This window comes from Mycobacterium sp. 1245805.9, assembly GCF_001672915.1.
Taxonomy (GTDB): domain Bacteria; phylum Actinomycetota; class Actinomycetes; order Mycobacteriales; family Mycobacteriaceae; genus Mycobacterium.
This window is the reverse complement of record NZ_LZKR01000151.1, coordinates 1-24,204: the sequence shown is the minus strand read 5'-3', so window position 1 is coordinate 24,204 and position 24,204 is coordinate 1. Positions and strand designations below refer to the sequence as shown.

The 24,204-nt window shown below is 70.0% G+C and carries 18 protein-coding genes and 2 pseudogenes; 10 read left to right on the top strand and 10 right to left on the bottom strand.

Annotation, left to right across the window (positions count from 1 at the left end; all coding sequences use genetic code 11):
* Position 1: 1 nt before the first annotated feature.
* Together A9X00_RS20200 and A9X00_RS20195 are read right to left on the bottom strand one after the other, a co-directional pair.
* Positions 2 to 526 carry a hypothetical protein gene (locus A9X00_RS20200; protein WP_067157413.1) on the bottom strand — a complete coding sequence of 175 codons (525 nt, stop codon included), beginning with the start codon at positions 524 to 526 and terminating at the stop codon, positions 2 to 4.
* The gene (locus A9X00_RS20195) at positions 523 to 3,531 is read right to left on the bottom strand and encodes an MMPL family transporter (RefSeq protein WP_067157410.1); all 3,009 of its coding nucleotides are present in this window, start codon (positions 3,529 to 3,531) and stop codon (positions 523 to 525) included. Before A9X00_RS20195 ends, A9X00_RS20200 begins: the two co-directional genes overlap by 4 nt.
* Positions 3,532 to 3,851: 320 nt before the next feature.
* Between A9X00_RS20195 and A9X00_RS20190 the strand changes: the two genes are divergently transcribed.
* A complete protein-coding gene (locus A9X00_RS20190; protein WP_067157407.1) occupies positions 3,852 to 4,373 on the top strand; it encodes a hemophore in 522 nt (173 codons plus the stop codon).
* A gap of 151 nt (positions 4,374 to 4,524) precedes the next feature.
* On the opposite strand, the gene A9X00_RS20185 is transcribed toward A9X00_RS20190, so the two are convergent.
* Positions 4,525 to 5,703: a TIGR00374 family protein gene (locus A9X00_RS20185; protein ID WP_067157404.1), complete on the bottom strand. Its 1,179-nt coding sequence runs from the start codon at positions 5,701 to 5,703 to the stop codon at positions 4,525 to 4,527.
* A gap of 158 nt (positions 5,704 to 5,861) precedes the next feature.
* Between A9X00_RS20185 and A9X00_RS20180 the strand changes: the two genes are divergently transcribed.
* Positions 5,862 to 7,019 carry an AI-2E family transporter gene (locus tag A9X00_RS20180; RefSeq protein ID WP_067157401.1) on the top strand — a complete coding sequence of 386 codons (1,158 nt, stop codon included), beginning with the start codon at positions 5,862 to 5,864 and terminating at the stop codon, positions 7,017 to 7,019.
* A 12-nt stretch (positions 7,020 to 7,031) separates the two neighbouring features.
* Here A9X00_RS20180 and A9X00_RS20175 read toward each other — a convergent pair whose 3' ends face one another.
* Genes A9X00_RS20175 through trmB form a run of 3 tightly spaced genes read right to left on the bottom strand, consistent with a single transcriptional unit; the run spans position 7,032 to position 11,459 of the window.
* Positions 7,032 to 9,854 carry an MMPL family transporter gene (locus A9X00_RS20175; RefSeq protein ID WP_067157398.1) on the bottom strand — a complete coding sequence of 941 codons (2,823 nt, stop codon included), beginning with the start codon at positions 9,852 to 9,854 and terminating at the stop codon, positions 7,032 to 7,034.
* 49 nt (positions 9,855 to 9,903) lie between these two features.
* Positions 9,904 to 10,626: an NYN domain-containing protein gene (locus A9X00_RS20170; RefSeq protein WP_067157395.1), complete on the bottom strand. Its 723-nt coding sequence runs from the start codon at positions 10,624 to 10,626 to the stop codon at positions 9,904 to 9,906.
* Positions 10,627 to 10,640: 14 nt separating this feature from the next.
* Positions 10,641 to 11,459 carry a tRNA (guanosine(46)-N7)-methyltransferase TrmB gene (gene trmB, locus A9X00_RS20165; RefSeq protein ID WP_082975405.1) on the bottom strand — a complete coding sequence of 273 codons (819 nt, stop codon included), beginning with the start codon at positions 11,457 to 11,459 and terminating at the stop codon, positions 10,641 to 10,643.
* A gap of 158 nt (positions 11,460 to 11,617) precedes the next feature.
* Here trmB and A9X00_RS20160 point away from each other — a divergent pair, with 158 nt between their 5' ends.
* The 3 genes from A9X00_RS20160 (at position 11,618) to A9X00_RS20150 (ending at position 16,173) form a co-directional block, all read left to right on the top strand.
* Positions 11,618 to 12,652: a hypothetical protein gene (locus A9X00_RS20160; RefSeq protein ID WP_067157392.1), complete on the top strand. Its 1,035-nt coding sequence runs from the start codon at positions 11,618 to 11,620 to the stop codon at positions 12,650 to 12,652.
* Positions 12,649 to 14,160, top strand: a complete 1,512-nt coding sequence (locus A9X00_RS20155) for a hypothetical protein (protein WP_067157389.1) — start codon at positions 12,649 to 12,651, stop codon at positions 14,158 to 14,160. Before A9X00_RS20160 ends, A9X00_RS20155 begins: the two co-directional genes overlap by 4 nt.
* A 183-nt stretch (positions 14,161 to 14,343) precedes the next feature.
* The gene (locus A9X00_RS20150) at positions 14,344 to 16,173 is read left to right on the top strand and encodes a phosphoenolpyruvate carboxykinase (GTP) (protein ID WP_067157386.1); all 1,830 of its coding nucleotides are present in this window, start codon (positions 14,344 to 14,346) and stop codon (positions 16,171 to 16,173) included.
* Between the two features lie 221 nt (positions 16,174 to 16,394).
* Here A9X00_RS20150 and soxR read toward each other — a convergent pair whose 3' ends face one another.
* The gene (gene soxR / locus A9X00_RS20145) at positions 16,395 to 16,862 is read right to left on the bottom strand and encodes a redox-sensitive transcriptional activator SoxR (protein WP_067157383.1); all 468 of its coding nucleotides are present in this window, start codon (positions 16,860 to 16,862) and stop codon (positions 16,395 to 16,397) included.
* Positions 16,863 to 16,924: 62 nt separating this feature from the next.
* On the opposite strand from soxR, the gene A9X00_RS20140 reads away from it, so the two are divergent.
* The 4 genes from A9X00_RS20140 to A9X00_RS20125 are packed head-to-tail and all read left to right on the top strand — an operon-like array spanning position 16,925 to position 21,200.
* The gene (locus tag A9X00_RS20140) at positions 16,925 to 17,638 is read left to right on the top strand and encodes an SDR family oxidoreductase (protein WP_067157380.1); all 714 of its coding nucleotides are present in this window, start codon (positions 16,925 to 16,927) and stop codon (positions 17,636 to 17,638) included.
* Positions 17,635 to 18,666, top strand: coding sequence for an S-adenosylmethionine:tRNA ribosyltransferase-isomerase (locus tag A9X00_RS20135; RefSeq protein WP_067157377.1), 1,032 nt, complete (start codon positions 17,635 to 17,637; stop codon positions 18,664 to 18,666). Before A9X00_RS20140 ends, A9X00_RS20135 begins: the two co-directional genes overlap by 4 nt.
* A 33-nt stretch (positions 18,667 to 18,699) precedes the next feature.
* Entirely contained in the window at positions 18,700 to 20,226 is a 1,527-nt protein-coding gene (fadD4, locus tag A9X00_RS20130; protein WP_067157374.1) for a fatty-acid--CoA ligase FadD4, read from the top strand.
* Positions 20,223 to 21,200: an enoyl-CoA hydratase/isomerase family protein gene (locus tag A9X00_RS20125; RefSeq protein WP_369830775.1), complete on the top strand. Its 978-nt coding sequence runs from the start codon at positions 20,223 to 20,225 to the stop codon at positions 21,198 to 21,200. Before fadD4 ends, A9X00_RS20125 begins: the two co-directional genes overlap by 4 nt.
* Here the strand turns inward: A9X00_RS20125 and A9X00_RS20120 are convergent.
* Together A9X00_RS20120 and A9X00_RS20115 are read right to left on the bottom strand one after the other, a co-directional pair.
* On the bottom strand, positions 21,185 to 21,622 hold the full coding sequence (locus tag A9X00_RS20120; protein ID WP_067157371.1) for a CD225/dispanin family protein: 438 nt from the start codon (positions 21,620 to 21,622) through the stop codon (positions 21,185 to 21,187). The two genes, A9X00_RS20125 and A9X00_RS20120, sit on opposite strands and share 16 nt — an antisense overlap.
* A 77-nt stretch (positions 21,623 to 21,699) precedes the next feature.
* Complete coding sequence (locus A9X00_RS20115) at positions 21,700 to 22,866, bottom strand: acyl-CoA dehydrogenase family protein (protein ID WP_067157368.1); 1,167 nt, start codon at positions 22,864 to 22,866, stop codon at positions 21,700 to 21,702.
* Between the two features lie 9 nt (positions 22,867 to 22,875).
* Here A9X00_RS20115 and A9X00_RS20110 point away from each other — a divergent pair.
* Positions 22,876 to 23,625: pseudogene (locus A9X00_RS20110) on the top strand (MaoC family dehydratase); the annotation flags it as partial.
* Between the two features lie 244 nt (positions 23,626 to 23,869).
* Here A9X00_RS20110 and A9X00_RS20105 read toward each other — a convergent pair.
* Positions 23,870 to 24,204 (bottom strand): annotated as a pseudogene (locus A9X00_RS20105) (acyl dehydratase); the annotation flags it as partial.

The window sequence follows — 24,204 nt, the reverse complement described above, 5'->3', positions numbered from 1 at the left end:
CTCAGTTGGAATCGGCCGACCGCGCGGACTTCACCTTGACGAATCGATCCGAGAGCCGGCGCATCCGGATCATCAGCGCGGACGTGGGGCTGGTGCTGCCGTCGAGGTAGGCGCCCAGATCCTCGGGCGACACACCGATGCGCGACGCGAATTCCTGTTCGCCCAGGCCCGAGCGGTCGATCAGCAACCGGATGTGCCGGGCCACCTCGGCCCGCTCGTTGGCCTCCAGGTGGGTGCGGGCGCGCTCCAGCACCTCCCACAGCGCCTTGGCGATGCCGTAGGGCCGCGTCCCCTCGAGCACCTCTTCGACCTGGCGGGCCGTCCGACCGTAGGGGTCGCGTTTGAGCGCCGCGGCGATGCGCTTCCAGGTGGCGATGTCGCCGCCCTGCAACGCCGAACGGATGGCGGACGTCGGCCAGAACTCGACGGGCTGGTCGGAGTCGGCAAACGGGCCACCGGACGTGCCTTGTTGGCCGGCGGGCCGCTCGGGCGGCGGTGCCGGGCGCCGTTCGGATGCCAACGTCACCTCGCCTCCTCCAACATCGCCACGGCCACCGACAGGCAGCGCTGCCTGACGTCGTCCCAGTCCGCTTTCGCGTCGGAATCCGACCATTCGTCGCTGAAATCGGAGGGATGGGGGTCCGCGAGCCGGCGGACCAACTGGGTGGCCATCCATTCCCGCCTGGGTGTTTGACAACAGTAATACCTGTCCATGCCGGCCAGCACCACCGCGGCGGTCTCCGGCTCCACGTTGTCAACCATGTCTGCAAAGTCGGCGTAATCGCGGCTGCTGTTACGGCACATGATCAGGTAGCCCTTGAGGCGCAGCGCCTCCGCGCCGGTCGGGACGAGCAGCCGATCGCCGGTGGGCAGTTGCACGTGGGTTGTCTCCACCGGGCTGCGCCGCTCGTACCGGGGGCGGTCAACCTGGTCGGCGTCGGTCTCCAGCGCGTCGATGGCCACGGACAGCCGGCCGCGCCACAGCGTGACCGGATGAACCGGCCGGTCCCCGGCGATCGCGCGGGCGATGCCGTTGCGCGACGCCAGGCCGCCGACCAGCTTTTTGGGCGGGTGGCCGTTGCTGCCGTTCTTGGCGGGGCCGGCCCCGACCCCCGCGGCGGCGTCGTCGATGTCGACCTGGTGGGGGATCTGGCCTGGGCCCAGGCCGCGGCTGTCGGCCGGGACCGAGGGCTTGCCGTTGCGCCCGCACCCGGTGAAGGCGAGCGGGTCGGCCACGCAGATGGCGTCGGGCGCCAGGTGCTTGAGCTTGGCGGCCGACTTCAGCACCATCCGCAGGTCGGCGCTGGGCGCGGCCAGCGCCGAGATGTCGTCCGGGATGACGACCACGTCACCGAGGTCGACCTGGGGCAGCGGCCGGTCGAAGTCGACCGACGGCAACACGCGGCGCAGCCACCGGGGCATCCACCAGTTCCACTGGGCGAACATCGCCATCAGCGCCGGGACCAGGACCAGCCGCACCACCGTGGCGTCGACCGCGATCGCGACGGCGCACGCCACGCCGATCTCGGCGACCAGCGGCATGCCCGCGAACGCGAACCCGATGAACACCGCGATCATGATCAGGGCGGCGCTGGTGATGGTGCGCGCGCTGGTGCTCACGCCGTAGGCGACCGCGTCGCGGGTGTTGCCGGAGTGTAGGAAGCGTTCCCGGATCCGGGTGAGCAGGAAGATTTCGTAGTCCATCGACAGCCCGAAGGTCATCGCCAGCACCAGCGGGGGCACCGTGCTGTCGATCGAGCTGATCTGGGTGAAACCGAGGTCGCTCAACCAGCCCCACTGGAAGACCACGACGAGGCTGCCGTAGGCGGCGGCGACCGACAGCAACGTCATCAGCACGCCCTTGAGCGCGAGGAAGATCGAGTGAATCGAGATCAACAGCATCACGAACGCGATCAGCGCGACGAAGAGCAGCACCAGCGGCTCGGTCTGCGACACCCGGTCGTCGAAGTCCTTGATCAGCGCGGTCGGCCCGCCCACGTCCACGCGCGCCGTTCCCGCATCGGGGATCTTGGTCAGCTGCGCGCGCATCCAGCCGACGGTCTCGCGGGCCTTCATGTCCTCGGGGTCGACCGACAACACCGCCGACAGCAGGGCGCTGCCGTTGTCCTCGGCGAACTGCGGCGGCGACACCGAAACGATGTTGGGGGCCTGCGTCATTCGCTCACGGATCGCGGTGACCGTCTGGCTGTGCTCGGGCGACGCCGCGCCGCCGTCGGGAAACGTGACCAGCACCCGGATCGGGCCCAGCGCGCCGGGCCCGAGCGCCTGGCCACCCGCGCCGACACCGGCGCGGATCTCGTGGGACGAGTCGAACTGGCGCAGCAGGCTGTTGCCCAGCACCATCGACGCGGTCGGCACCGCCATCACCAGCAGCACCACCGAGGCCGCCACCGCCGACGCCCACGGCCGGCGCATCACCGCCCCGATCCACCGGATCCAAAACCGGGACTGGCCGCCCTCCGGCTGGCGCGACCAGTGCAGCAGCCGCGACCTCTTGGCGGCCGCCCGGCCGAACGTCGCCAGCGCCGCCGGCGTCAACGTCGCCGACGTCAGCATCGCCACCGCCACGGCCAGGATCGCGCCGGTGGCCATGGACTTCAGCGCCGGGGTGTTGATGATGTAGATGCCGGTCAGCGAGGCGATCACGGTCATGCCGGACAACACCACGGCCAGCCCCGACGTGGCCATCGCGGCGTCCACGGCCTCGTCCTGCTGGCGCCCGGCGCGCAGTTCTTCGCGGAAGCGCATCAGGATGAACAGCGAATAGTCCACCGCGAGCGCGATCCCGAACATCGACACCGTCGACGTCACGAACACCGACATGGTCGTGTACGCCGACAGGAAATAGACCAGGCCCATGGTGACGACGACCGTGCAGATGCCGAGGGCGAGCGGGATCGTCGCCGCGGCCAGGGAACCGAACACCGCCAGCAGGACGACCAGAATGATCGGCAGGTTCCACTTTTCGGCGGCGGCGATGTCGTGCTTGGTGTTCGCCGCGGCGGCGGTAGACAGGGCGCCCTGCCCGATGACGTACAGCCGCACCCGACCATTCGCCGTCTGGCCGGACTGGTCACCCTTGATGCCGACCTTTTGACGCAGCTGCTTGGCGAGGTCGCTGGTGCCGGCGTTGCGGGCGTCCATCCGCAGCGAGATCACGTACGGCCGGTCGGGCTGCGGCGGCCGCTGGGTGGGGTTGGGGACCTCGGTGACGCCGGGGAACTCGCCGGCGATCTGCCGCAGCTGCGCGACGGCGTCGTTGATGTCGGCGTAGCTGGCGTCGGGGCGGGGGGCCGCCACCAGCGCCAGCGACGACGTGCCCTGGTCGTGGTAGAGCTCCTCGAGCTGATCGTGGACCGCCAGCGACTGGGAGCCGGCGACTTCGAAACCGCCACCGGTGAGGTTGCCCGACTGCGTCAACGCCAAATAGACCGCCGGCACCAATGCCAGCAACCAGCCTGTGAAGACCAACCAGCGGTACTTACGCAGGCTGCGGCTGAGGCGCATCATGAACTGCTGGATCTCTTCACTCCCCGGGTTCTCACGCAATGCGTGCAGGCGAGAATACCGCAGCAGCCTGTGGATTATGTCGGGTTATCAGCATCCTGAGCTGCAACGACACGGATGTTGCCAAGACGCCGCCCAGATGTTGTGAACCGGTGACCCAGCGGTGTGGATCACAAGAAGTAGCAGCGTCGGGGTGGGGATGGCAGGATGTCGGGTGGCCGCGCGGGGGAGCGGGGAACCCCCCGTTACGAAGAGCCGTTCATGCCAACCGTTTTGCGATGTGCCCCGGACGCCGCGCGTTCGCAAACTCTTAGGAGTGACCCATGACGACAGGCACCGCGACCAGGCGCCGCAGGATGTTCGCCGCGCTGCTGGCCGCCACGGCACCCGCCGCCGCCATCGCCGTCCTCGCCGGGCCGCCGGCGACGGGCGCCAACGACCCGTGCGCGGCCAGTGAGATCGCCCGCACGATCGGTTCGGTCTCCAAGTCGATGGGCGACTACCTGGACTCGCATCCGGAGACCAACCAGACGATGACCACGATGCTGCAGCAGCAGGCCGGCCCGCGGTCGCTGACGGGGCTCAAGTCCTACTTCGAGGCCAACCCGAAGGTGGCCGGGGACATGACGTCGATCGCGTCGCCGTTGACCAGCCTGTCCACGCAGTGCAAGTTGCCGATCAGCATCCCGCAGGCCATGGGCATGCTGCAGCAGGCGCAGGGCGCGGCGGGCGGGCTGCCCGGTGGGGTGCCCGCGCTGCCGGGCGGCGGCGCCCCGGGCGCCTCCCCGGTCGGTAGCGCCCCGGCCCCGCTGCTGCCCGGCGTGACGATCGGCGGCGCGCACTAGCCGGAAGCGGGCGGAGCCGCGTGCCGTCGCCGTTGACTGTGAAACGTGGGCCTAGAGGGTGAAGCCTGGGCGCAATATCGGCCGGAATCGCGCCCTGGGTTAACACTCAAAGCCGTGCGTTCACACGCGCCGCGGGACCGTAAGGCGTTGCCTAGCGGTCGATTTCGCGGCCCGGCTCGGGCGGCGGCAGCGGGCCCTGCAGGGCGGTCTGTGTCGGGTCGGTGGGCGGGTCGGGGTCGCGCACGACGGCCAGCGGGCCGGTGATGGGGTCGTCGTCGGAGTGGGCTTCGGTGTCCAGGTTCTCGGTGCGGAACATGAAGAAGAACACCACCCAGCCGATGGCGGCGATGAGTAACCAGCTGATCAGCCGGTAGAGCAGCATGGCGGAGATCGCGCTCGGCAACGACATCCCACTGGACACCAGGCCGGGCACCAGCACCGCCTCGACCACCAGCAGGCCGCCCGGCATCAGCGGGATCGTGCCGACCGCGCGGGCCGCGGCGTAGGCGACCGTCAGCCCGGCGACCGACGCATGGTCGCCCGCGGCGTAGGCCGCGAACCCGAGGCAGGCGACGTCGGCGATCCAGTTGAACATCGACCAGCTGAACGCCACGCCCAGGTCGCGGCGGCCCAGGCTCACCGACTCGAGCTGCATGAGGGTCTCGCGCCACTTCTCCAGCCCGGTGTCGGCCGGCCTGCCGCGCAGCGAATTCACCCACGACAGCACTCGGCTGCCGATGCCCTCGATCAGGTCCGGGCGCGACGCGACCGCCTGGGCCAGCAGCAGCAACGCGACGAAGCCGCCGAGCGTGAACAGCAACGAGAACGGGTTGTTCTTGGCGCCCAGGAAGAAGGCGCCGCCCAGGCCGAGCAGCGCCAGCCCCACGGCCTGCAGCACGCCCGACATCACCAACTGCCACGAGGCCACCACCGTCGAGGCGCCCCAGAGCCGCTGCTGCCGGAACAGGAACGTCGCCGACAGCACCGGCCCGCCGGGCAGCGTCGTGCTCAACGAGTTGGCGGCATAGAACGCGGCCTCCGAGCGCAGCTGCTTGACGTGCACGCCGGCCGACCTCAGCAGGGTGCGCTGGATCTGGGCGAAGCTGTGCATCGACGCGGCCGCCGCCACCACCGACGCGATCAGCCACCACCAGTTCGCCTCGTACAGGCTCATCCAGGCCTTCGCCAACTGGCGCCAGCCCAGCGCGATCTCCACAGCAAGCACGATCGCGACGATGCCGAGGATCACCCAGCGCACCCACCAGTACCTGCCGCGCGGGGTCTCTTCGCGCGTCAGGTCCAGCTTGCGGGCGGGTGCGTCGTGCGACACGTGCTTTAGGGTAACCGCGCAGGTGGCGCACCCCGCGAGGCGAAGCTCCGACTGTGTCGGGGTCGTTCCGGGGTCGTAACCGGATCGTGCCGGGTCCGGCGTCGTCGGCGACCCCGCAACGGCCCTCGGGGCGCGGCGCCGCCAGATAGGCTGGGCGGATGCCGGCAAACCCCGACCGAGCCGCCGACGCCTTCGAGGCCGCGCCCGTCGAACCCCTTGTCCGCAAGGCCGCCGCGTGGTCGTGGCGTTTGCTGGTCATCCTGGCCGCGGTGCTCGCCCTGCTGTGGGTGGTGCAGAAGCTCGAAGTCATCGTCGTTCCGGTGTTGCTGGCCCTGATGGTCAGCGCTTTGCTGGTGCCGGCCGTGGACTGGATCGACAAGAGGGGCCTGCCGCGCGGGGCGGCGGTGGCGCTGGTCATGCTGGGCGGATTCGCGATCTTCGGCGGCATCCTGACGTTCGTCATCATCCAGTTCGTCTACGGTCTGCCCGACCTGACGGAGCAGATCAGCCGCAGCATCGACTCCTCGCGCCGGTGGCTGATGGAGGGCCCACTGCATCTGCGCGGCGAACAGATCTCCAACGCGGGCAACGCCGCGATCCAGGCGCTGCACAACAATCAGTCCAAGCTGACCAGCGGCGCGCTGTCCACCGCGGCGACGATCACCGAGCTGGTGACGGCAGCGGTATTGGCCCTGTTCACGCTGATTTTCTTCCTCTACGGCGGGCGCAACATCTGGCAGTACGTCACCAAGATCTTCCCGGAGCACGCCCGGCAGCGGGTGCGCGAGGCGGGCAACGCCGGCTATGGGTCGCTGATCGGCTACGTGCGCGCCACCTTCCTGGTCGCCCTGACCGACGCCGCGGGCGTCGGCACCGGGTTGGCGATCATGGGCATTCCGCTGGCGCTGCCGCTGGCGTCGGTCGTGTTTCTCGGCGCCTTCATCCCGCTGATCGGGGCCCTGGTCTCGGGGCTGCTAGCGGTGGTTGTCGCGCTGCTGGCCAAGGGCATCGTCTACGCGCTGATCACGCTGGGTTTGCTCATCGCGGTGAACCAGCTCGAGGCGCATTTGCTGCAGCCGCTGGTGATGGGCCGCGCGGTCTCGATCCATCCGCTGGCGGTGGTGTTGGCGATCTCCACCGGCGGCGTGCTCGCCGGGATCGTCGGGGCCCTGCTCGCCGTTCCGACGGTCGCGTTCCTCAACAACGCGATTCAGGTGCTGCTGGCCCCCGATCCCTCCGCCGAGTCCGAGAAGCAGACCGAGGAGGCCGACGAGGTCGGGGCCGTCGTCCAAGCCGAGCCGGACCAGCCCGACTGAGCCGCCAGGCCCCTAGATCCGCCCCTCGCGGCGCAGCAGGTCCTGGGCGCTGACGCCTCCGCCGGCGCCCCTGCGCCGCCGGTCGCCGTTGTCGCTTTGCCCGCGGGCGTCGAGCTTCTCGGTGGTGGGCTCGGCGTCGTTGGAGTCCGAGACGTCACCGGAATGGTTGGTGGGCACCGGAATTGCCCGCGTCTGACCGCTGGACGGCGTCGGGGGCGCCGATGGTCGCGGCGACGCCGGCGGCCTGGGGGTCGCGTTGGCGGGCGCCGAAAGCCGCGCGGTCTTGGCCTCCACGGGCTGGGCCGGCTGGGCCTGGATGCGGCTGGTGCTCGCAGCGGACGGCGCGCTCGGCGCCCCGGACGCCACTTCCCGGGCGGGCCTGGGCTCCAGCTGGTCGGGGTGCGCCGCCCGCGACGGCTCCAGCGAGCCGGGGTGGGTGGGATCGTGCGGCGCGCGCGGTGCCCCCGCGGCCAGGCTGGCCGCCGCGACCGGGGGCCGGGTGGGCCGCCCGTTGAGGGTGGGACGCTTGCGCTCGTCGGGCAGGTCGATCTCGCCCAGCCCCATCTTGTTCTGCAGGCGCCGGGCCCAGCGCGGGGCCCACCAGCAGTCGTCGCCGAGCAACTTCATCACCGACGGCACCAGGAACATCCGGACCACGGTGGCGTCCAGCAACAGCGCCGCCATCAGCCCGAACGCCAGGTACTTCATCAGCACCAGATCGGAGAACACGAACGACGCGGCGACCACGGCGAGGACCAGCGCGGCGGCCGTGATCAGCCGTCCGGTGGTCGCGGTCCCGATCCGGATCGCCTCGGCGGTGGACATGCCGCGTTCTCGGGCCTCGACCATTCGGGACACCAGGAACACCTCGTAGTCGGTGGCCAGGCCGAAACCGACCGCGACCACCAGCGCGATCAGCACCACCATCAGCGGTGTCGGCGTGAAGTTCAGCCAGGTCGAGAAGTGCCCGTCGACGAAGATCCAGGTCAGGATGCCCAGCGTGGACCCGAGCGTCAGCGCGCTCATCACCACCGCCTTGATCGGCAACACCACCGATCCGAACGCCAGGAACATCAGCAGGGTGGTGGCGCTGAGCAACAGGACCAGCATCAGCGGGGCCTTGTCGAACAGGCTGTGGATGCTGTCCTGCTCGAGCGCCGGTGTGCCGCCGACCAGGAGGGTGAGGCCCTTCGGGGGATTTATGGCCCGCAATTCGTCGATCTTTTTGGCGGCGTCATTGCGGTTGGACAGCCCGTTCTGGATGACGCGTACCGAGTCGTTTTTGGGCTGCGTCGTCCCGTTCGGGCCGCTGACGCAGGGGTTGCCGGCGATGGCTGGGCACGGCCGCTCCTCCCAGGATTTGTCCGTGAACCCGGTGATCGGCGCGATCCTGTTGCGGATGTCGGCCACCTGCTGGTCGGTGACCTTGCTGCCGTTGTTGCTCTTGATCACCACGGTCAGCTGCTCGGTGCGGTATCCGGGGAACAGCTTGTCGAAGTGCTCCTGCGCCAGGCGCACGGAGTTGTTGGGTGGCAGGTACTTCTCGCTCATGCCCCCGAAGGACAGGTTGCCCAGCGGGATGACGAGCAGGATCATGCCGACGGCGATCGGGACGGCGAACGCCAGCGGCCGCTTCATCACGAAGTTGACCAGCTTGCCCCAGAACCCGGCCTCGACCTCTTCGCGGGTCTTGGTCTTCTGCAGCCGGTCGGCGAGCCAGTTGAGGTAGGCGCGCGACACCTTCCAGTTCCGCAGGAACGGCACCCGGAACGCGGTCCGCACGCCCAGCGCGTCGACGTGGCGGCCGAGGATGCCCAGGCAGGCCGGCAGCAACGTGATCGACAGCAGCGCGGCCAGGCCGACCGCGGCGAAGATCGCATAGACCAGCGAATGCACGAAGCCCTGCGGCAACACGAGCAGGCTGGCGCTCGAGGCGATGATCAGCACCGCCGAGAAGGTCACGGTGCGGCCGGCCGTCATGACGGTGCGTCGCACGGCGGCCTCGGTGTCGTAGCCCTCGGCGATCTCCTCCCGGAACCGGCTCACCACGAAAAGCCCGTAGTCGATGGCGATACCGAGGCCGATCAGTGAGACCACCGGCTGCGCGAAATAGTGCACCGGCCCGAACATGGCGACGAACCGCAGGATGCCCAGCGCGCCCGCGATGCTCAGACCGCCCACGATGACCGGCAGGCCGGCGGCGATCGCGCCGCCGAACACCAGGAACAGCACGACCGTCACCAGCGGCAGCGCGAGGACCTCCATCCGGCGCTGGTCGGTGGCGATGGTGCCGGTCAGGGCGTTGGCGATCGGCTCCAAGCCCGCGAGCTGGACGGTGCCGCCGTCGAGCTTCTGCAGGTCCGGCGCGATGGTCTTGTAGTTGTTGAGGATGGAGTCGTCGTCATCGCCCTTGAGCGGAATGGACACGAACGTGTGCTTCTTGTCCTCGGTCGCCATCCCCTTGATCAGCGGGGGCGCGTCGGCCGGATTGGCCACCGCCAGCCAGCCCGCCCAGCCGACGACCTGGTTGGGGTGATCGTTCTTGAACTTGTTCAGCTCGTCGACGATCTTCTGCCGCCACGCCGGGTCCTCCACGGTCTTGCCGTCGGGGGCGGTGAAGGTGGCGACGATGTGGCTGGTGCGGTCGCGGCCGTAGGTCTGGTCACCCAGGACGGAGGCCTTGACGGACTGGCTGCCGTCGTCGTAAAACCCGCTCTGCGTAACGTGTTTGCCCAGGCTCATTCCGAAAATGCCGCCGCCGAGGCACAGAGCCACCATGACCCCGATGACGATGTACCGATAGCGGTACACAGTTCGTCCCCACCAGGCGAACACGTAAGCTCCTTACTGGATCAGTTGCGACCCGCGGATTGGGTTCCCAGTCTCACACACGCGTGGTCAAAAGGGCGGACAGCGGCCGGAACGGCTGCAGCCATGCTCCATGGTCAGGCAGCGAATCCAGGCCGATCCGCGGCAACGGCTCCCGGAACACACCGGCGATGTCTTCCAGGTCGACGAAGTCCAAGGTATCCGACGCTAGCGCCCAACTGGCGTGTTCGCGAAATCCGATCACTTGGACGGGAACGCCGGTGCGCGCGATTTCTTCCAGCGGTTGACGGAAGGCCTGGCCGTCGGCCGAGGCCACCACCAGCGCCGCAAGCCCTTCGGATTGCCGCCGCGCGATGTGCGCCAGCATGTCGTGGTCGACGTCGCTGTCCTCGTCGATCTTCGGCTTGGCGAAGACCGCGAACCCCACGTTACGCAACGCGTCGACCCAGGGGCGGACGACGTCGGCGCTGCCGGGGGCGATGTTGGTGAACACGGTGGCCTCGGGCTCGATGACGACGCCTGGGCGGCCCGAGCTGACCTCTGCCGTTCGCGCCAACAGCCAGCGGCCCAGCGCGTCGAAGCGGGGGCGCTCCAGCGCCGTCGGGCGCCGGCCCAAGATGGAGCCCAGGCCCATGTCGAGGTTGGGAGCGTCCCAGACCAGCAGCACGCGCCCGGCCGGCGGTTGGAAACTGCTCAGGCCTTCGGCCGACAGAACCGCCGGTGCTGCCAGCGATTCCGGTGCCGCTTCCGATGCTGTCGCCTCTTCTGTCAGGCTCATCTTTTATCGCCTACTCATCGTCTAAGCCAGATGAATTCGTTCACGGCGCTGCCCGCTTCTTGGGCCTTGGACTCGTACTTGGTGGTGGGGCGCACGACCGAGATCGGCAGCCGGCTTCCCGGGTCCGCGCGGCGAAGCCGGGGTTCGCCATCGCCGGCCTCGGCGATCTGCTCGGCGTAGCCGGGATGGTCCGTCGCGGCATGCAGGACACCACCAGGGAGTAACCGGTCGGCGATCAGGCCAATCGTGCTCGGTTGCAGGAACCGGCGTTTGTGGTGCCGGGCCTTGGGCCACGGGTCGGGAAAGAAGACGCGGACGCCGGTCAGCGAACCCGGGGCGATCAGGCGGTCCAGCACGTCGATCGCGTTCCCGCGGATCAACCGGATGTTGCCGACCTGCTCGCGGTCGATCCCGGACAGCAGCTGCGCCAGGCCCCGGCGGTAGATCTCCACCGCGATCACGTCGACGCCGGGCTCGTCCTTGGCCATCGCGAGGGTGGATATGCCGCTGCCGCAGCCGATTTCGAGCACCACCGGCGCCTCGCGGCCGAACCACGCGCGGGTGTCCAGCGGCGCGGGCGGCTGGGGGACGTCTGCGGGCGCGGACCCGACCGAGATGCCCAGTTTCGGCCACAGCCGCTCCCAGGTCCGGCGCTGGGCCTCCGACAGCGCCGAACGGCGGGACCGGAAACTCGTGGCCGGGAGGCGGCGATGTTCGGGGACGGGCGGTTCTGCAGTCACTTGTCCAGTTTCCGAGCCAGCCCCCATCACCGCCGGCGCGTCGGGACACGTCCCGACCCCGGGTTGCGCATGCATTTGTCCATGGTGGCCCATAGACCCCCGATGTAGCCGCCCCTGGTCCAGATTGATACCCAACAGTTGCCTTCTGCTGCTAGCGGTGGCTCGCATCTCGGTGACGCAGATGCCACCATTCGGTGAGACCCGACTGGCCGCTCGGCAAACGAACGCCCATCGGATCGAACGGGCAGGACATGACGGGACCAGGGCACAAACTTTTCGTCGACGAGCTGGCGCGCTTTGCCGCCGGCCGCACCGACCCGCGCGTGACGGCGGACGCCGAGCGGGTCGGCGCGCCGCTGCGCGTGGCCGTCCGCGGCCGCCCCGGCGTGGGTCGCCGGACGGTGGCGCGTGCCCTGGATCTCGCCGGGGTCGGGCGCGGGATCACGGCGACGGCGGGGCCGCCGGCCGGGGCCGACGTGGTGGTCTACGTCACCGCCGAGGTGGTCAAGCCCGAGGACGCCGCGGCCGTCGCCGCCGCCGGGCGCCCGGTGCTGGCCGTGCTGAACAAGGCCGACCTCGCCCGGCTGTCCGGCCGGGCCCGCAACGCGCGGTTCGCCGTGCTCGTCGGGGCGCCGATCGCGCCGATGAGCGGTTTGCTCGCCCTCGCCGCGCTCGACGGCCTGGACGACGAGTTGTGGGCTGCGCTGCGCGTCCTCGCCGCCGACCCCGCCGGCGCCGGCTGCCTCGACGGCTCGTTCGCCGGGTTTTTGGCGGCGGAGAATCCGGTGCCGACCGCGGTCCGGCTGCGCCTGCTCGACACCTTGGACCTGTTCGGGACGGCCCTGGGCATCGCTGCGGCCCGGCGGGGCAGGACGCCGGCGCAGGCTCGCGCCCTGCTGCGCCGGCTGAGCGGCGTCGACGCCGTCCTGCACCGGGTCTCGGTGATCGGCGCGCAGGTGCGCTACCAGCGGGTGCTGCGGGCCGTCACCGAGCTTGAGGCCCTCGCGGTCGGCGACGAAGGCATCCACGGCTTTTTGTCCCGCGACGACACCGTGGTCGCCCGGATGGCGGCCGCGGTCGACCTGGCCGAGGCCGCGGGGCTCGACCCCGATGTTCCCGACGATGCCGCGGCCCTGCTGCCCCGGGCGGTGCGCTGGCAGCGCTACAGCCTTGGCAGGCTGGGACCGGTGAGCGATCTGCAGCGCGCCTGCGGCGCGGACATCGCCCGGGGATCGCTGCGGCTGTGGTCGCAGGCCCACGGGCCCCTGCCCGAGGGGCCACGGTGACCGGCGACGACCCGGCCGCCGAGGTGGACGCCCTGGTGGCGGCGATCGGGCCGCGCCTGGATTCGCCCGGCATCAACCGCCGCGACGTGGTGTTGGTGACCGGCCCGTGGCTGGCCGGCGTCACCGCCGTGGTGTCGGCGCTGCGCGAACGGCTGCCGCAGCACAAGTTCGTCGAGTCGGCGGACCTGGGACCCGGCGACGCGCCGATCGCGGTGGTGTTCGTCGTCTCCGCGGCGGCGCAGTTGACCGGATCCGACTGCGCGCTGCTGGACGCCGCCGCCGACCACACCGACGTCGTCGTAGGGGTCGTCTCCAAGACCGACGTGCACCGCAACTGGCGCGACGTCCTCGCCGCGAACCGCGACACCCTGGCGGCCCACGCGCCGCGCTACGCCCGGGTGCCCTGGGTCGGCGCCGCCGCCCTGCCCGATGTGGGCGACCCGAGCGTCGACGACCTGGTGCGGACCGTCGGCGAGCAACTCGCCGATTCCGACATTGCGCGCCGAAACAGGTTGCGGGCGTGGGAATCCCGGCTGCGGACGGTCGCCCAGCGTATCGACCGCGACGCCGAGGGCGCCGGGCGGCGGGCGCGGGTCGACGCGCTGCGCGAGGAGCGCAGCGGGGCCCTGAGGCAGCGCCGCCAGGCGAAAACCGAGCGCACCATCACGCTGCGCGGCCAGATCCAACAGGCCCGCGTCCAGTTGTCCTACTTCGCGCGCAACCGGTGTTCGTCGGTGCGCACGGAGCTGCAGGAGGACGCCGCCGGTCTGTCCCGGCGGAAGATGGCCGGCTTCGGTGAATACGCGCGCGGCCGCGTCGAGGAGGTGGTGGCCGAGGTGAGTGAGGGAACCAGCACCCACCTCGCCGAGGTCGCGCAGGTGTTGGGGGTGCCGGTGGCCCTCCCCGATGTCGAGACGCTGCCGACGGTCGCGGTCCCGCCCGCGCCCCTGAAATCCCGGCGGCACGAAACCTGGCTGATGATGCTGCTCGGCGCCGGCTTCGGGCTCGGTGTGGCGCTGACGCTCAGCCGGCTGGTCGGCGGGCTGGCCGCCGGGCTCAATCCCGCGCTCGCCGCCGCGGGCGCGGTGGGGTGCGTCGCCATCGGGGTCGCGGTCACCTTCGTGGTCATCCACATCCGCGGCCTGCTGCGCGACCGGGCGCTGCTGGACCGCTGGGCGGCCGACGTCACGTCGTCGCTGCAGTCGACGGTGGAGGAGCTGGTGGCGACCCGGGTGCTGGTCGCCGAGTCGCTGCTGAGCACCGCGCTGGTCGCCCGCGACGAGGCGGAGAACGCGCAGGTGGCCGACCAGGTCAGCGCGATCGACAGCGAACTGCGCGAGCACGCCATCGCGGCGGTGCGGGCGGCCGCGGTGCGCGACCGGGAGATGCCGACCGTCCAGGCCGCGCTGGACGCCGTGCGTGCAGAACTGGGAGAACCGGGTATACCCCAACCCGAGAGTGACACCGATGAAACGGCCTCAGGGAGCAAGAATGGCGACGACGCGTGACGTTCGGCCCTGTTTCTGAATCGTTGTTGTGAGAAGGCTTATACCCGCCCGAGACCTCTCCGACAAGTGGCTCACGATAACCTGTAGCTAACGCCACCATGTAAACAGTTGTGTGGGCGAGGGCATAGCAAGGCAACTCAAATACGAGCCGAGTAAGCAGGCAGAAGAATTCAGGAGACATCGATGACTTCAGCGACCATTCCCGGTTTGGACACCGCGCCCACCAAGCACCAGGGGCTGCTGTCCTGGGTGGAGGAGGTCGCCGAGCTCACCCAGCCCGACCGGGTGGTCTTCACTGACGGTTCCGACGAGGAGTTCGCGCGCCTGACCGACCAGCTCGTCGCGGCGGGCACGTTCAAGCGGCTGAACCCCAAGTCGTACCCCAACTCGTTCCTGGCTTTGTCCGACCCGTCCGACGTCGCGCGCGTCGAGTCGCGGACCTTCATCTGTTCCGAACGGCAGATCGACGCCGGCCCGACCAACAACTGGATGGACCCCGCCGAGATGCGGTCCACGATGAAGGACCTCTACCGCGGCTGCATGCGCGGCCGCACCATGTATGTGGTGCCGTTCTGCATGGGCCCGCTCGGCGCCGACGACCCCAAGCTGGGCGTCGAGATCACCGACTCCGAATACGTCGTCGTCTCGATGAAGGTGATGACCCGGATGGGCAAGGCCGCCTTGGAGAAGATGGGCGACGACGGCTTCTTCGTCAAGGCGCTGCACTCGGTCGGGGCCCCGCTGGAGCCCGGCCAAAAGGACGTGCCGTGGCCGTGCAACGAGACCAAATACATCACCCACTTCCCGGAGACCCGCGAGATCATGAGCTACGGCTCCGGCTACGGCGGCAACGCCCTGCTGGGCAAGAAGTGCTACTCGCTGCGCATCGCCTCGGCGATGGCGCACGACGAGGGCTGGCTCGCCGAGCACATGCTGATCCTCAAGCTGATCTCCCCGGAGAACAAGGCCTACTACTTCGCCGCGGCGTTCCCGTCGGCTTGCGGCAAGACCAACCTCGCGATGCTGCAGCCGACCATCCCGGGCTGGCGCGCCGAGACGCTCGGTGACGACATCGCCTGGATGCGGTTCGGCAAGGACGGCCGGCTCTACGCCGTCAACCCCGAGTTCGGCTTCTTCGGGGTGGCGCCGGGCACCAACTGGAAGTCCAACCCCAACGCCATGCGCACCATCGCCGCGGGCAACACCGTCTTCACCAACGTCGCGCTCACCGACGACGACGAGGTCTGGTGGGAGGGCCTGGAAGGCGAGCCGGACCACCTGATCGACTGGAAGGGCAACGACTGGTACATCCGCGAAACGGAAACCAAGGCTGCGCACCCGAATTCGCGGTACTGCACGCCGATGTCGCAGTGCCCCATCCTGGCGCCGGAATGGGACGACCCGCAGGGCGTGCCGATCTCCGGCATCCTGTTCGGCGCCCGCCGCAAGACCACGGTGCCGCTGGTGACCGAGGCCCGCGACTGGCAGCACGGAGTGTTCATGGGCGCGACCATGGGCAGCGAGCAGACCGCCGCCGCCGAGGGCAAGGTCGGCACCGTGCGCCGCGACCCGATGGCCATGCTGCCGTTCCTGGGCTACCACGTCGGCGACTACTTCCAGCACTGGCTGGACCTGGGCAAGAACTCCGACGAGTCCAAGCTGCCGAAGGTGTTCTTCGTCAACTGGTTCCGCCGGGGTGACGAGGGCCAGTTCCTGTGGCCGGGCTTCGGCGAGAACAGCCGCGTGCTGAAGTGGATCGTCGACCGCATCGAGCACCGGGCCGGCGGCCAGGACACCCCGATCGGCGTCGTGCCGACCGCGGCGGACCTGGACCTCGACGGGCTGGACGTCGAGTCCGAAGACGTCGCGAAGGCGCTGGCCGTCAACGCCGCCGAGTGGCGCGAGGAACTGCCGCTGATCGAGGAGTGGTTCGAGTTCGTCGGCGACAAGCTGCCGACCGGCGTCAAGGACGAGTTCGAGGCGCTCAAGCAGCGGCTCGCCGAATCGGGCTAGACCCTGGCGTTAATCGCCCGGGTACCCGTTTGTCCGCCTCCTAGCGACAACTACTGCACGCCAAGCGGTTTGTCGCTGCCTGAACTGGTAGTCCCTGGGGTTTGGGTGTGAATCCTTGGCTTTGGGCGTGAATCCTGGGCGGAATGCCGCGTCGATTCCCGCCCTACAGTCACACCGAAAGCCATCAGTTCACACCGAAAGCCGTGAGTGCATTTAACCCTTTAGCTGCTGATCGCCTGCCGGCGCAACGATTTCGGCAGGTACACCGCGCCCGCCCCGGCGCCGGCCGCCAGGTCGCCCGGATTGGAGATGGCGCAGCGCTTCAGTGACAGGCAGCCGCAGCCGATGCAGGAGTCGAGGTTGTCGCGCAGCGCGATCAACCCGGCGATCTGGTCGTCGAGGCGCGCGCGCCAGGTCTTCGACAGCCGGGCCCAGTCGGCGCGGGTGGGGGTGCGACCGTCGGGGAGCGTGGCCAGCGCGTCGGCGACCTCGTCCAGGCTCAGCCCGACGTTGCGGGCGGCCTTGATGAAGGCCAGGCGGCGCAGCATCTGCCGTTCGAAGCGCCGCTGATTGCCCGACGTGCGGGTCGCCGTGATAAGGCCCTGGCTTTCGTAGAAGCGGATCGCCGAGGCGGCGAAGCCGCTGCGGCGGGCAATCTCGCTGACGGTGAACAGATCACGCTTGTCCATTTGTGGCCTTCTCGAATTGAGTACTTGACTTGAAGTTTACTTCAACTATCAGTATGGGCTGTATGACTCAACCGCAACCCAGTCCCGTCGCCATCGTCACCGGCGCCTCCCGCGGATTCGGCAGGGCGCTGACCGCCGCCCTGCTCGACCGGGGGTGGACCGTCGTCGCCGATGCGCGCCGGGCCAACGAACTCAAAGCAACTGCAGCAGAACTGAATTCAGGGCGATTCATCGGATTGCCCGGCGACGTGACCGACTCGTCGCACCGTGCCGCGCTGATCGCCGCCGCGCTCGACGCCGGTCCCCTTGTCCTGCTGGTGAATAACGCCAGCCGGCTGGGGCCCAGCCCGCAGCCGGCGCTCGCCGACTATCCGTCAGACGAGTTGCGGGACGTGTACGAGACCAACGTGTTCGCCCCGCTGGCGCTGATCCGGGCCGCGCTGCCGGCGTTGTCCGAGCACGCGGGGGTGATCGTCAACCTGTCGTCCGACGCCGCGGTCGAGCCGTATGCCGGCTGGGGCGGATACGGGTCGTCGAAGGCCGCCCTGGACCAGCTGTCGGCCGTCCTGGCGGCCGAGGTGGCGCCGGTTCGTGTGTACGCCTTCGACCCGGGCGACATGCGGACCGAGATGCACCAGGCCGCCTTTCCCGGTGAGGACATCTCCGATCGCGCCGAGCCGGAGGCCGTCGTCCCGGCCCTGCTGCGCCTGCTGGACACCCGGCCGCCCGCGGGTCGTTACCGGGCCGCGGAGCTGTTGTCAGGTGCGCTGTCATGATCCACTTCCACCGGCCCCCGGGCTCCGACGCCGGCGAGCCGCCCGAGGCCCGCGGCCTGGCCCGCGACGCGGTCAGGCTGCTGGTCGCCCGCCCGGGCCGGGTCAGCCACGCGCGGTTCGCCGACCTGGGTGACCACCTGCGACCGGGCGATCTGTTGGTGGTGAACAACTCGGCCACGATGCCCGCCGCGGTCGACGGCCGCCGCGGCGGGCGGGACATCGCGGTGCACTTCTCGACGGCGCGCGGCGACAAGGAGTGGGTGGTGGAACTGCGGCCCGCGGCGGACGCCACCGGGCACCTCACCGACGTGCGGCCGGGCGAACGCATCGACCTGCCCGGCGGCGCGGCGGTCGTCGTCGGCGCGTCCTATCCTGAGCCCGGGGTGCAGGGCGCGCGGCTGTGGACCGCGCGGGTGATCCTCGAGGGTGACCTCGCGACCTACCTCGCGCGGCACGGCCGGCCGATCCGGTATGCGTACGTGCCGCGGCAGTGGCCGCTGCGTTACTACCAGACCGTGTTCGCCCGGTCGGTTGGCAGCGCCGAAATGCCCAGCGCCGCCCGGCCTTTCAGCACCGAGCTGGTGACTGCTCTGGTCTCCGCCGGAATCGGGATCGCGCCGATCACGCTGCACGCCGGGGTGTCGTCGGCAGAAGCGGGCGAGCCCCCGACCCCCGAGCTGTTCGAGGTGCCCGCGGCCACGGCGCGGATGGTGAACTCGGCGCGCGCGGCCGGCAACCGGGTGATCGCGGTTGGCACCACCGTGACCCGCGCGCTGGAGTCGGTCGCGAACCCGGTCGGCGTGGTCAGCCCGGCCGTCGGCTGGACCGACCTGGTGCTCGGCCCGCACCGCCCGTCCCGGGTGGTCGACGGCCTGATCACCGGGTGGCATGACGCCGGCGCCTCACACCTGCTGCTGCTCGAGGCCGTCGCTGGCCCCCACGTCGTGGCGGCGGCCTACCGGGAGGCGGTCACGCACGGCTATCTCTGGCACGAATTCGGGGACAGCGCCCTGCTGCTGCCCGCATGACAGGTGTCAAGCCGGGCGTCGTACAGTCGGCGCATGCAGATTCGCCAGCATGTCGGCGCCGACAAGCCCGCCGTGATCCTGTACCCGTCCGGGACGGTCGTCACCTTCGATGACCTGGAAGCCCGCGCCAACCGGCTGGCGCATCGGTTCCGCCAGGCCGGTCTGCGCGAGGGGGACACCGTCGCGATCCTGATGGAGAACAACGAGCACATCCACGCGGTGATGTGGGCGGCCCGCCGCAGCGGCCTGTACTACGTGCCGATCAACACCCACCTGACCGCCGCCGAGGCCGCCTACATCGTCGACAACAGCAACGCCAAGGCGATCATCGGTTCGGCGGCGCTGCGCGACACGCTCGTGCAGCTGGGTGACCACCTGCCCGCGCTGCCGGAGCTGCTGATGATCGCCTCCAAGACGGGAGAGGCCGAGCTGCCCGGCTGGGAGCGCTACCCGGAATGCGTTGCGTCACAACCCGATACCCCGATCGACGACGAGATCGAGGGCGACCTGCTGCAGTACTCGTCGGGCACCACCGGACGGCCCAAGGGGATCCGGCGCGACCTGCCGCATCTCCCGCCCGCCGAGGCGCCCGGCATGATGTCGGCGCTGGTCGAATTCTGGATGTCCCCCGACGCGATCTATCTGAGCCCGGCCCCGCTGTATCATACCGCGCCGTCGGTGTGGTCGATGAGCGCGCAGGCCGGCGGCATCACGACGGTCGTGCTGGAGAAATTCGACCCCGAGGGCACGCTGGACGCCATCCAGCGCTACCGCGTCACCCACGGCCAGTTCGTCCCGGCGATGTTCACCCGGATGCTGAAACTTCCTGCGGCCGTTCGTGATTCGTACGACCTGTCCAGCCTCAAGCGGGTGATGCACGCCGCGGCCCCGTGCCCGGTGGAGATCAAGAAGCAGATGATCGACTGGTGGGGGCCGATCATCGACGAGTACTACGCGTCGTCCGAGGCGATCGGGGCGACGCTGATCAGCGCCGAGGAGTGGCTGGCGCACCCGGGTTCGGTCGGCAAACCATATCTGGGCGCGGCCCACATCCTCGGCGAGGACGGCACCGAGCTGCCGCCGGGCCAGGCCGGCGAGATCTACTTCGAGGGCGGGCACCCCTTCGAATACCTCAACGACCCGACGAAGACGGCCGCCTCGCGCGACACGCACGGCTGGGTGACGGTCGGCGACGTCGGCTACGTCGACGAGGAGGGCTACCTCTATCTCACCGACCGGCGCCACCACATGATCATCTCCGGCGGGGTGAACATCTACCCGCAGGAGACGGAGAACCTTCTGGTCACCCACCCGAAGGTGTTGGACGCCGCGGTGTTCGGCGTGCCCGACGACGAGATGGGCCAGCGCGTCGTGGCGGCCGTGCAGACCGTCGACCCGGCCGACGCCACCGATCAGTTCGCCGACGAGCTGACCGCATGGCTGCGGGACCGCCTGGCGCACTACAAATGTCCGCGCTCGATCGCCTTCGAGGAACAGCTGCCGCGCACCGACACCGGAAAGCTCTACAAGAACGGGCTAATCGAGAAGTACTCGGTGTGACCCTGCGCGTCGTCGATCTGAGCGGGCCGCCGCAGCCCGATGACGATGCGCTGCCCGGTGTGCGGGTCGCCGTCGGGCCGATCGCGGACGCCGCCGAATCATGGCTCGATCGCGCCACTTTCACGCTGACCGAAGAAGCGTCCGACGATCGCAGGGTCGTCGTCGTCGACTCGGTGCCCGACGCGCTGGCCGAGCTCACCGAGCGCTGTGAACGGTGGCCGCACGCGAGCGCCGTGTGCGACGACGCGCTGCGCGCTCTCGACCCCGCGGGCCCCACGCTGGCCGGGGTGGTGACCGAATCGCTGGCCTACTCCACCCTGCAGGCCGGCCCGGAATTCGCGCGATGGCTGGCCGAACGCGGCCCGGCCCGCATGCCCGACATCGCCGAGCCGGTGCTGGCCCGGCGCGACGGCGACACGCTGCGGATCACGTTCAACCGGCCGCAACGCCACAACGCGTTTTCCACCGATGCGCGGGCCGCGCTGCTCGAGGCGCTGACCGTCGCACTGCTGGACACCTCGGTGACCGGGATCGTGTTGAACGGCAACGGTCCATCGTTTTGCAGCGGCGGGGACCTCGCGGAATTCGGCACCTTCGCCGACCCGGCCAGCGCGCACTTGGCCCGCACCCGGCACAGCCCCGCGCTGGCGCTCGACGCGCTGACCGCGCGGCTCGGCCGGGCGTGCCGCGCCCGGGTGCACGGCCGGGTGATGGGCAGCGGAGCGGAGATGGCGGCGTTCTGCGGATGGATTGAGGCGCGCGACGATTCGGTGTTCGGGCTACCCGAGTTGAGCCTCGGCCTGATCCCCGGCGCCGGCGGCACCGTCAGCATCACCCGGCGGATCGGGCGCTGGCGCACCGCCTACCTGGTGCTAAGCGGCCGGACGATCGGCGCCGACACCGCCCGGGAGTGGGGGCTGGTGGACGCGATTTACGTTGGCGCCCAAGACCTCAAAGCTCAGAAGCCCGAATAGGTGGTGGTGGTCGTGGACGGCAGGTTCGAGACGGCCACCGCGAAGACGAAGGCGTACAGGATGCCGACGATGACGTAGGCGGCCACGCCCGCGATCGCGCCGATGATGGCCCACTTCTTCGCGCTGTCGGCCGCGGATTGCGCCTCGGCGTAGCGGCCCTGCGTCCACAGCCCGGAGACCTTGGTGGAGTACACGATCGAGACGATCCCGAACGGCAGGCAGCACAGCACCGTGACCAGGATCGCCCAGACGAGGTAGTTGTCCGGCTCGCGCTGGACCGGCCAACCCGGCTGCGGGGCCGGGTATCCGGGCGGCGGTGGCGGCTGGCCCTGCCAACCGGGCGGCTGCTGACCCTGCCACGCCGGCGGCTGCTGACCCTGCCATTCTGGGGAACCTTCGTACGGCCCTGGGGGATAACTCATGGCAGCTGCCTCTCTTTGCTGGCGCCGAAGTCAGGCAAATATACAGCAAACCCGGGGGTCAATCAGGGAGGTTCGCCTCAGATCCCGCCCCGGGCAACCAGCTGCGCCGCGATCACGTTGCGCTGAATCTCGTTGGTGCCCTCGCCGACGATCATCAGCGGCGCGTCGCGGAAGTAGCGCTCCACGTCGTACTCGGTGGAGTAGCCGTAGCCGCCGTGGATGCGCACGGCGTCCAGCGCGATCTCCATCGCGGTCTCGGAGGCGAACAGCTTGGCCATCCCGGCCTCCATGTCGGCGCGTTCGCCGCTGTCGTAACGCTCGGCGGCGTAGCGGGTGAGCTGGCGGGCGGCGGTGAGCTTGGTCGCCATGTCCGCCAGGTAGTTACCTATCGACTGGTGTTTCCAGATCGGGCGCCCGAAGCTTTCCCGCTGCTGCGCATAGGCCAGCGCGTCCTCGAGCGCCGCCGTCGCCACGCCCAGCGCGCGGGCGGCCACCTGGATCCGGCCCGTCTCGAGCCCCTTCATCATTTGCGCGAAGCCCTCGCCCACCCGGCCGCCCAGCACCGCCGACGCCGGTGCGCGAAAGCCGTCGAACGACAGCTCGCAGGATTCGACGCCCTTGTAGCCCAGCTTGGGCAGGTCCCGCGAGACCGTCAGACCGGGACCGTGCTCGACGAGCACGATCGAGATGCCCGTGTGGCGCGGCGTGGCGTTCGGGTCGGTCTTGCACAGCAGCGCGATCAGCCCGGACCGGCGCGCGTTGGAAATCCAGGTCTTGGAACCGTTGATGACCAGGCCCCCGGCGCCGTCTGACAACGCGGTCGTCGTCATGTTCTGCAGGTCCGAGCCGCCGCCCGGCTCGGTCAACGCCATGGTCGCGCGCAGCTCCCCGGTGGCCATCGGCGGCAGGTAGGTGCGCTTTTGCTCCTCGGTGCCGAACAGCGTCAGCAGCTTGGCCACCACGGTGTGCCCGCCCATCGCGCCGGCCAGGCTCATCCAGCCGCGGGCCAGCTCCTCGGTGACCCGCACATAGCAGGGCATCGACACCGGTGAGCCGCCGTATTCCTCGGGGATGGCCAGGCCGTAGATCCCGATCCGCTTCATCTGGTCGATCCACGCCTCGGGGTAGGTGTTGGCGTGCTCGACCTCGCGGACGCCGGGTTTGACGTCGCGGTCGACGAACGCCCGCACCGTGGCGACCAGCATGTCCTCTTCTTCGTTCAGCTCACTGCTCACGTGTGCCATATTGGCCCCGTGACTTATGCGCGGGTACGGGAGGGCGGTCCCTACTTCGACGATCTGTCGGTCGGCGAGGTCTTCGACTGGGCGCCGGCGATGACGCTGTCGGCGGGGATGGCGGCCGCGCATCAGGCGATCGTGGGGGACCGGCTGCGCCTGGCCTGCGACGCGGTGCTGAGCACCGCCGTGACCGGCGTGCCGGGGCCGCTGGCACACCCGGCGCTGGTGTGCGACGTCGCGATCGGGCAGTCGACGCTGGCCACCCAGCGGGTCAAGGCCAACCTGTTCTATCGCGGGCTGGTGTTCCACCGGTTCCCCGCCGTCGGCGACACCATCTACACCCGCACCGAAGTGGTTGGGCTGAGGGCGAACTCGCTCAAGCCGGGCCGGGCGCCGACGGGATTGGCGGCGCTGCGGATGATCACGATCGACCAGGCCGATCGGCTGGTGCTCGACTTCTACCGGTGCGGCATGCTCCCGGCCAGCCCGGGCTGGAATCCCGACAACGCGCCCGCCGACGATCTGTCGGCCATCGGCGCCGACGTGCCCGGCCCGGCGCACGATCCGACCGCGCACTGGGACGCCGAGGTGTTCCGAAACAAGGTGCCGGGCCCGCACTTTGACCCCGGCCTGGCGGGCACCGTGCTGCGCAGCACCGGCGACGTGGTCAGCGGCGCGCCCGAACTCGCCCGGCTCACCCTGAACATCGCTGCCACACACCACGATTCGCGGGTCGGCGGGCGCCGGCTGGTGTACGGCGGACACCCGGCCGCGGCGCGTCAACCCGAGCAGGGCCGCCCGACCCGCCAGCAGGCCGGCCGGGTCGATGGGGACGCCCGTCCCGCGGCGGATGGCCGTGGCCACCTCCTCGGCGCGGGCCAGCACGTTGGCCCTGGAGAAGTCGGGCGGCCCGTCGGGCAGGCCGGTCAGGCAGGCCAGCCCGCTGCTGCCCCAGCTTGACGACGCCGATGTCACGCCCACCATTGTGCGCGCGGCCGGGGCGCGCGACTCAGAAATGCAGCGCGTCGAACCGCCAGTCCAGCACCGGCCGGTCGGGCTCGCCCTCCGCATCGGCGACGGCGTAGACCACCGATCGCAGCCCCAGCACCCCGCCGTGCCCGGTCGGCCGCGCGGTCTCGACGTGCAGTTCGCTGTAGAGGGTGTCGCCCTCGTGCACCGGACCGGTGTGATCGCAGGACTGCCAACCCAGGACCGTCGCGAGGTTGGGCAGCAGCCTGCTGGCCTGCGCGAGCGCCAGCCCGATGGTGTGTCCGCCGTACACCAGCCGGCGCCCGCCGACCCGCGAATCGTGGTGTGTGGCAGCGATGTTCAGGGTGAGCCGGG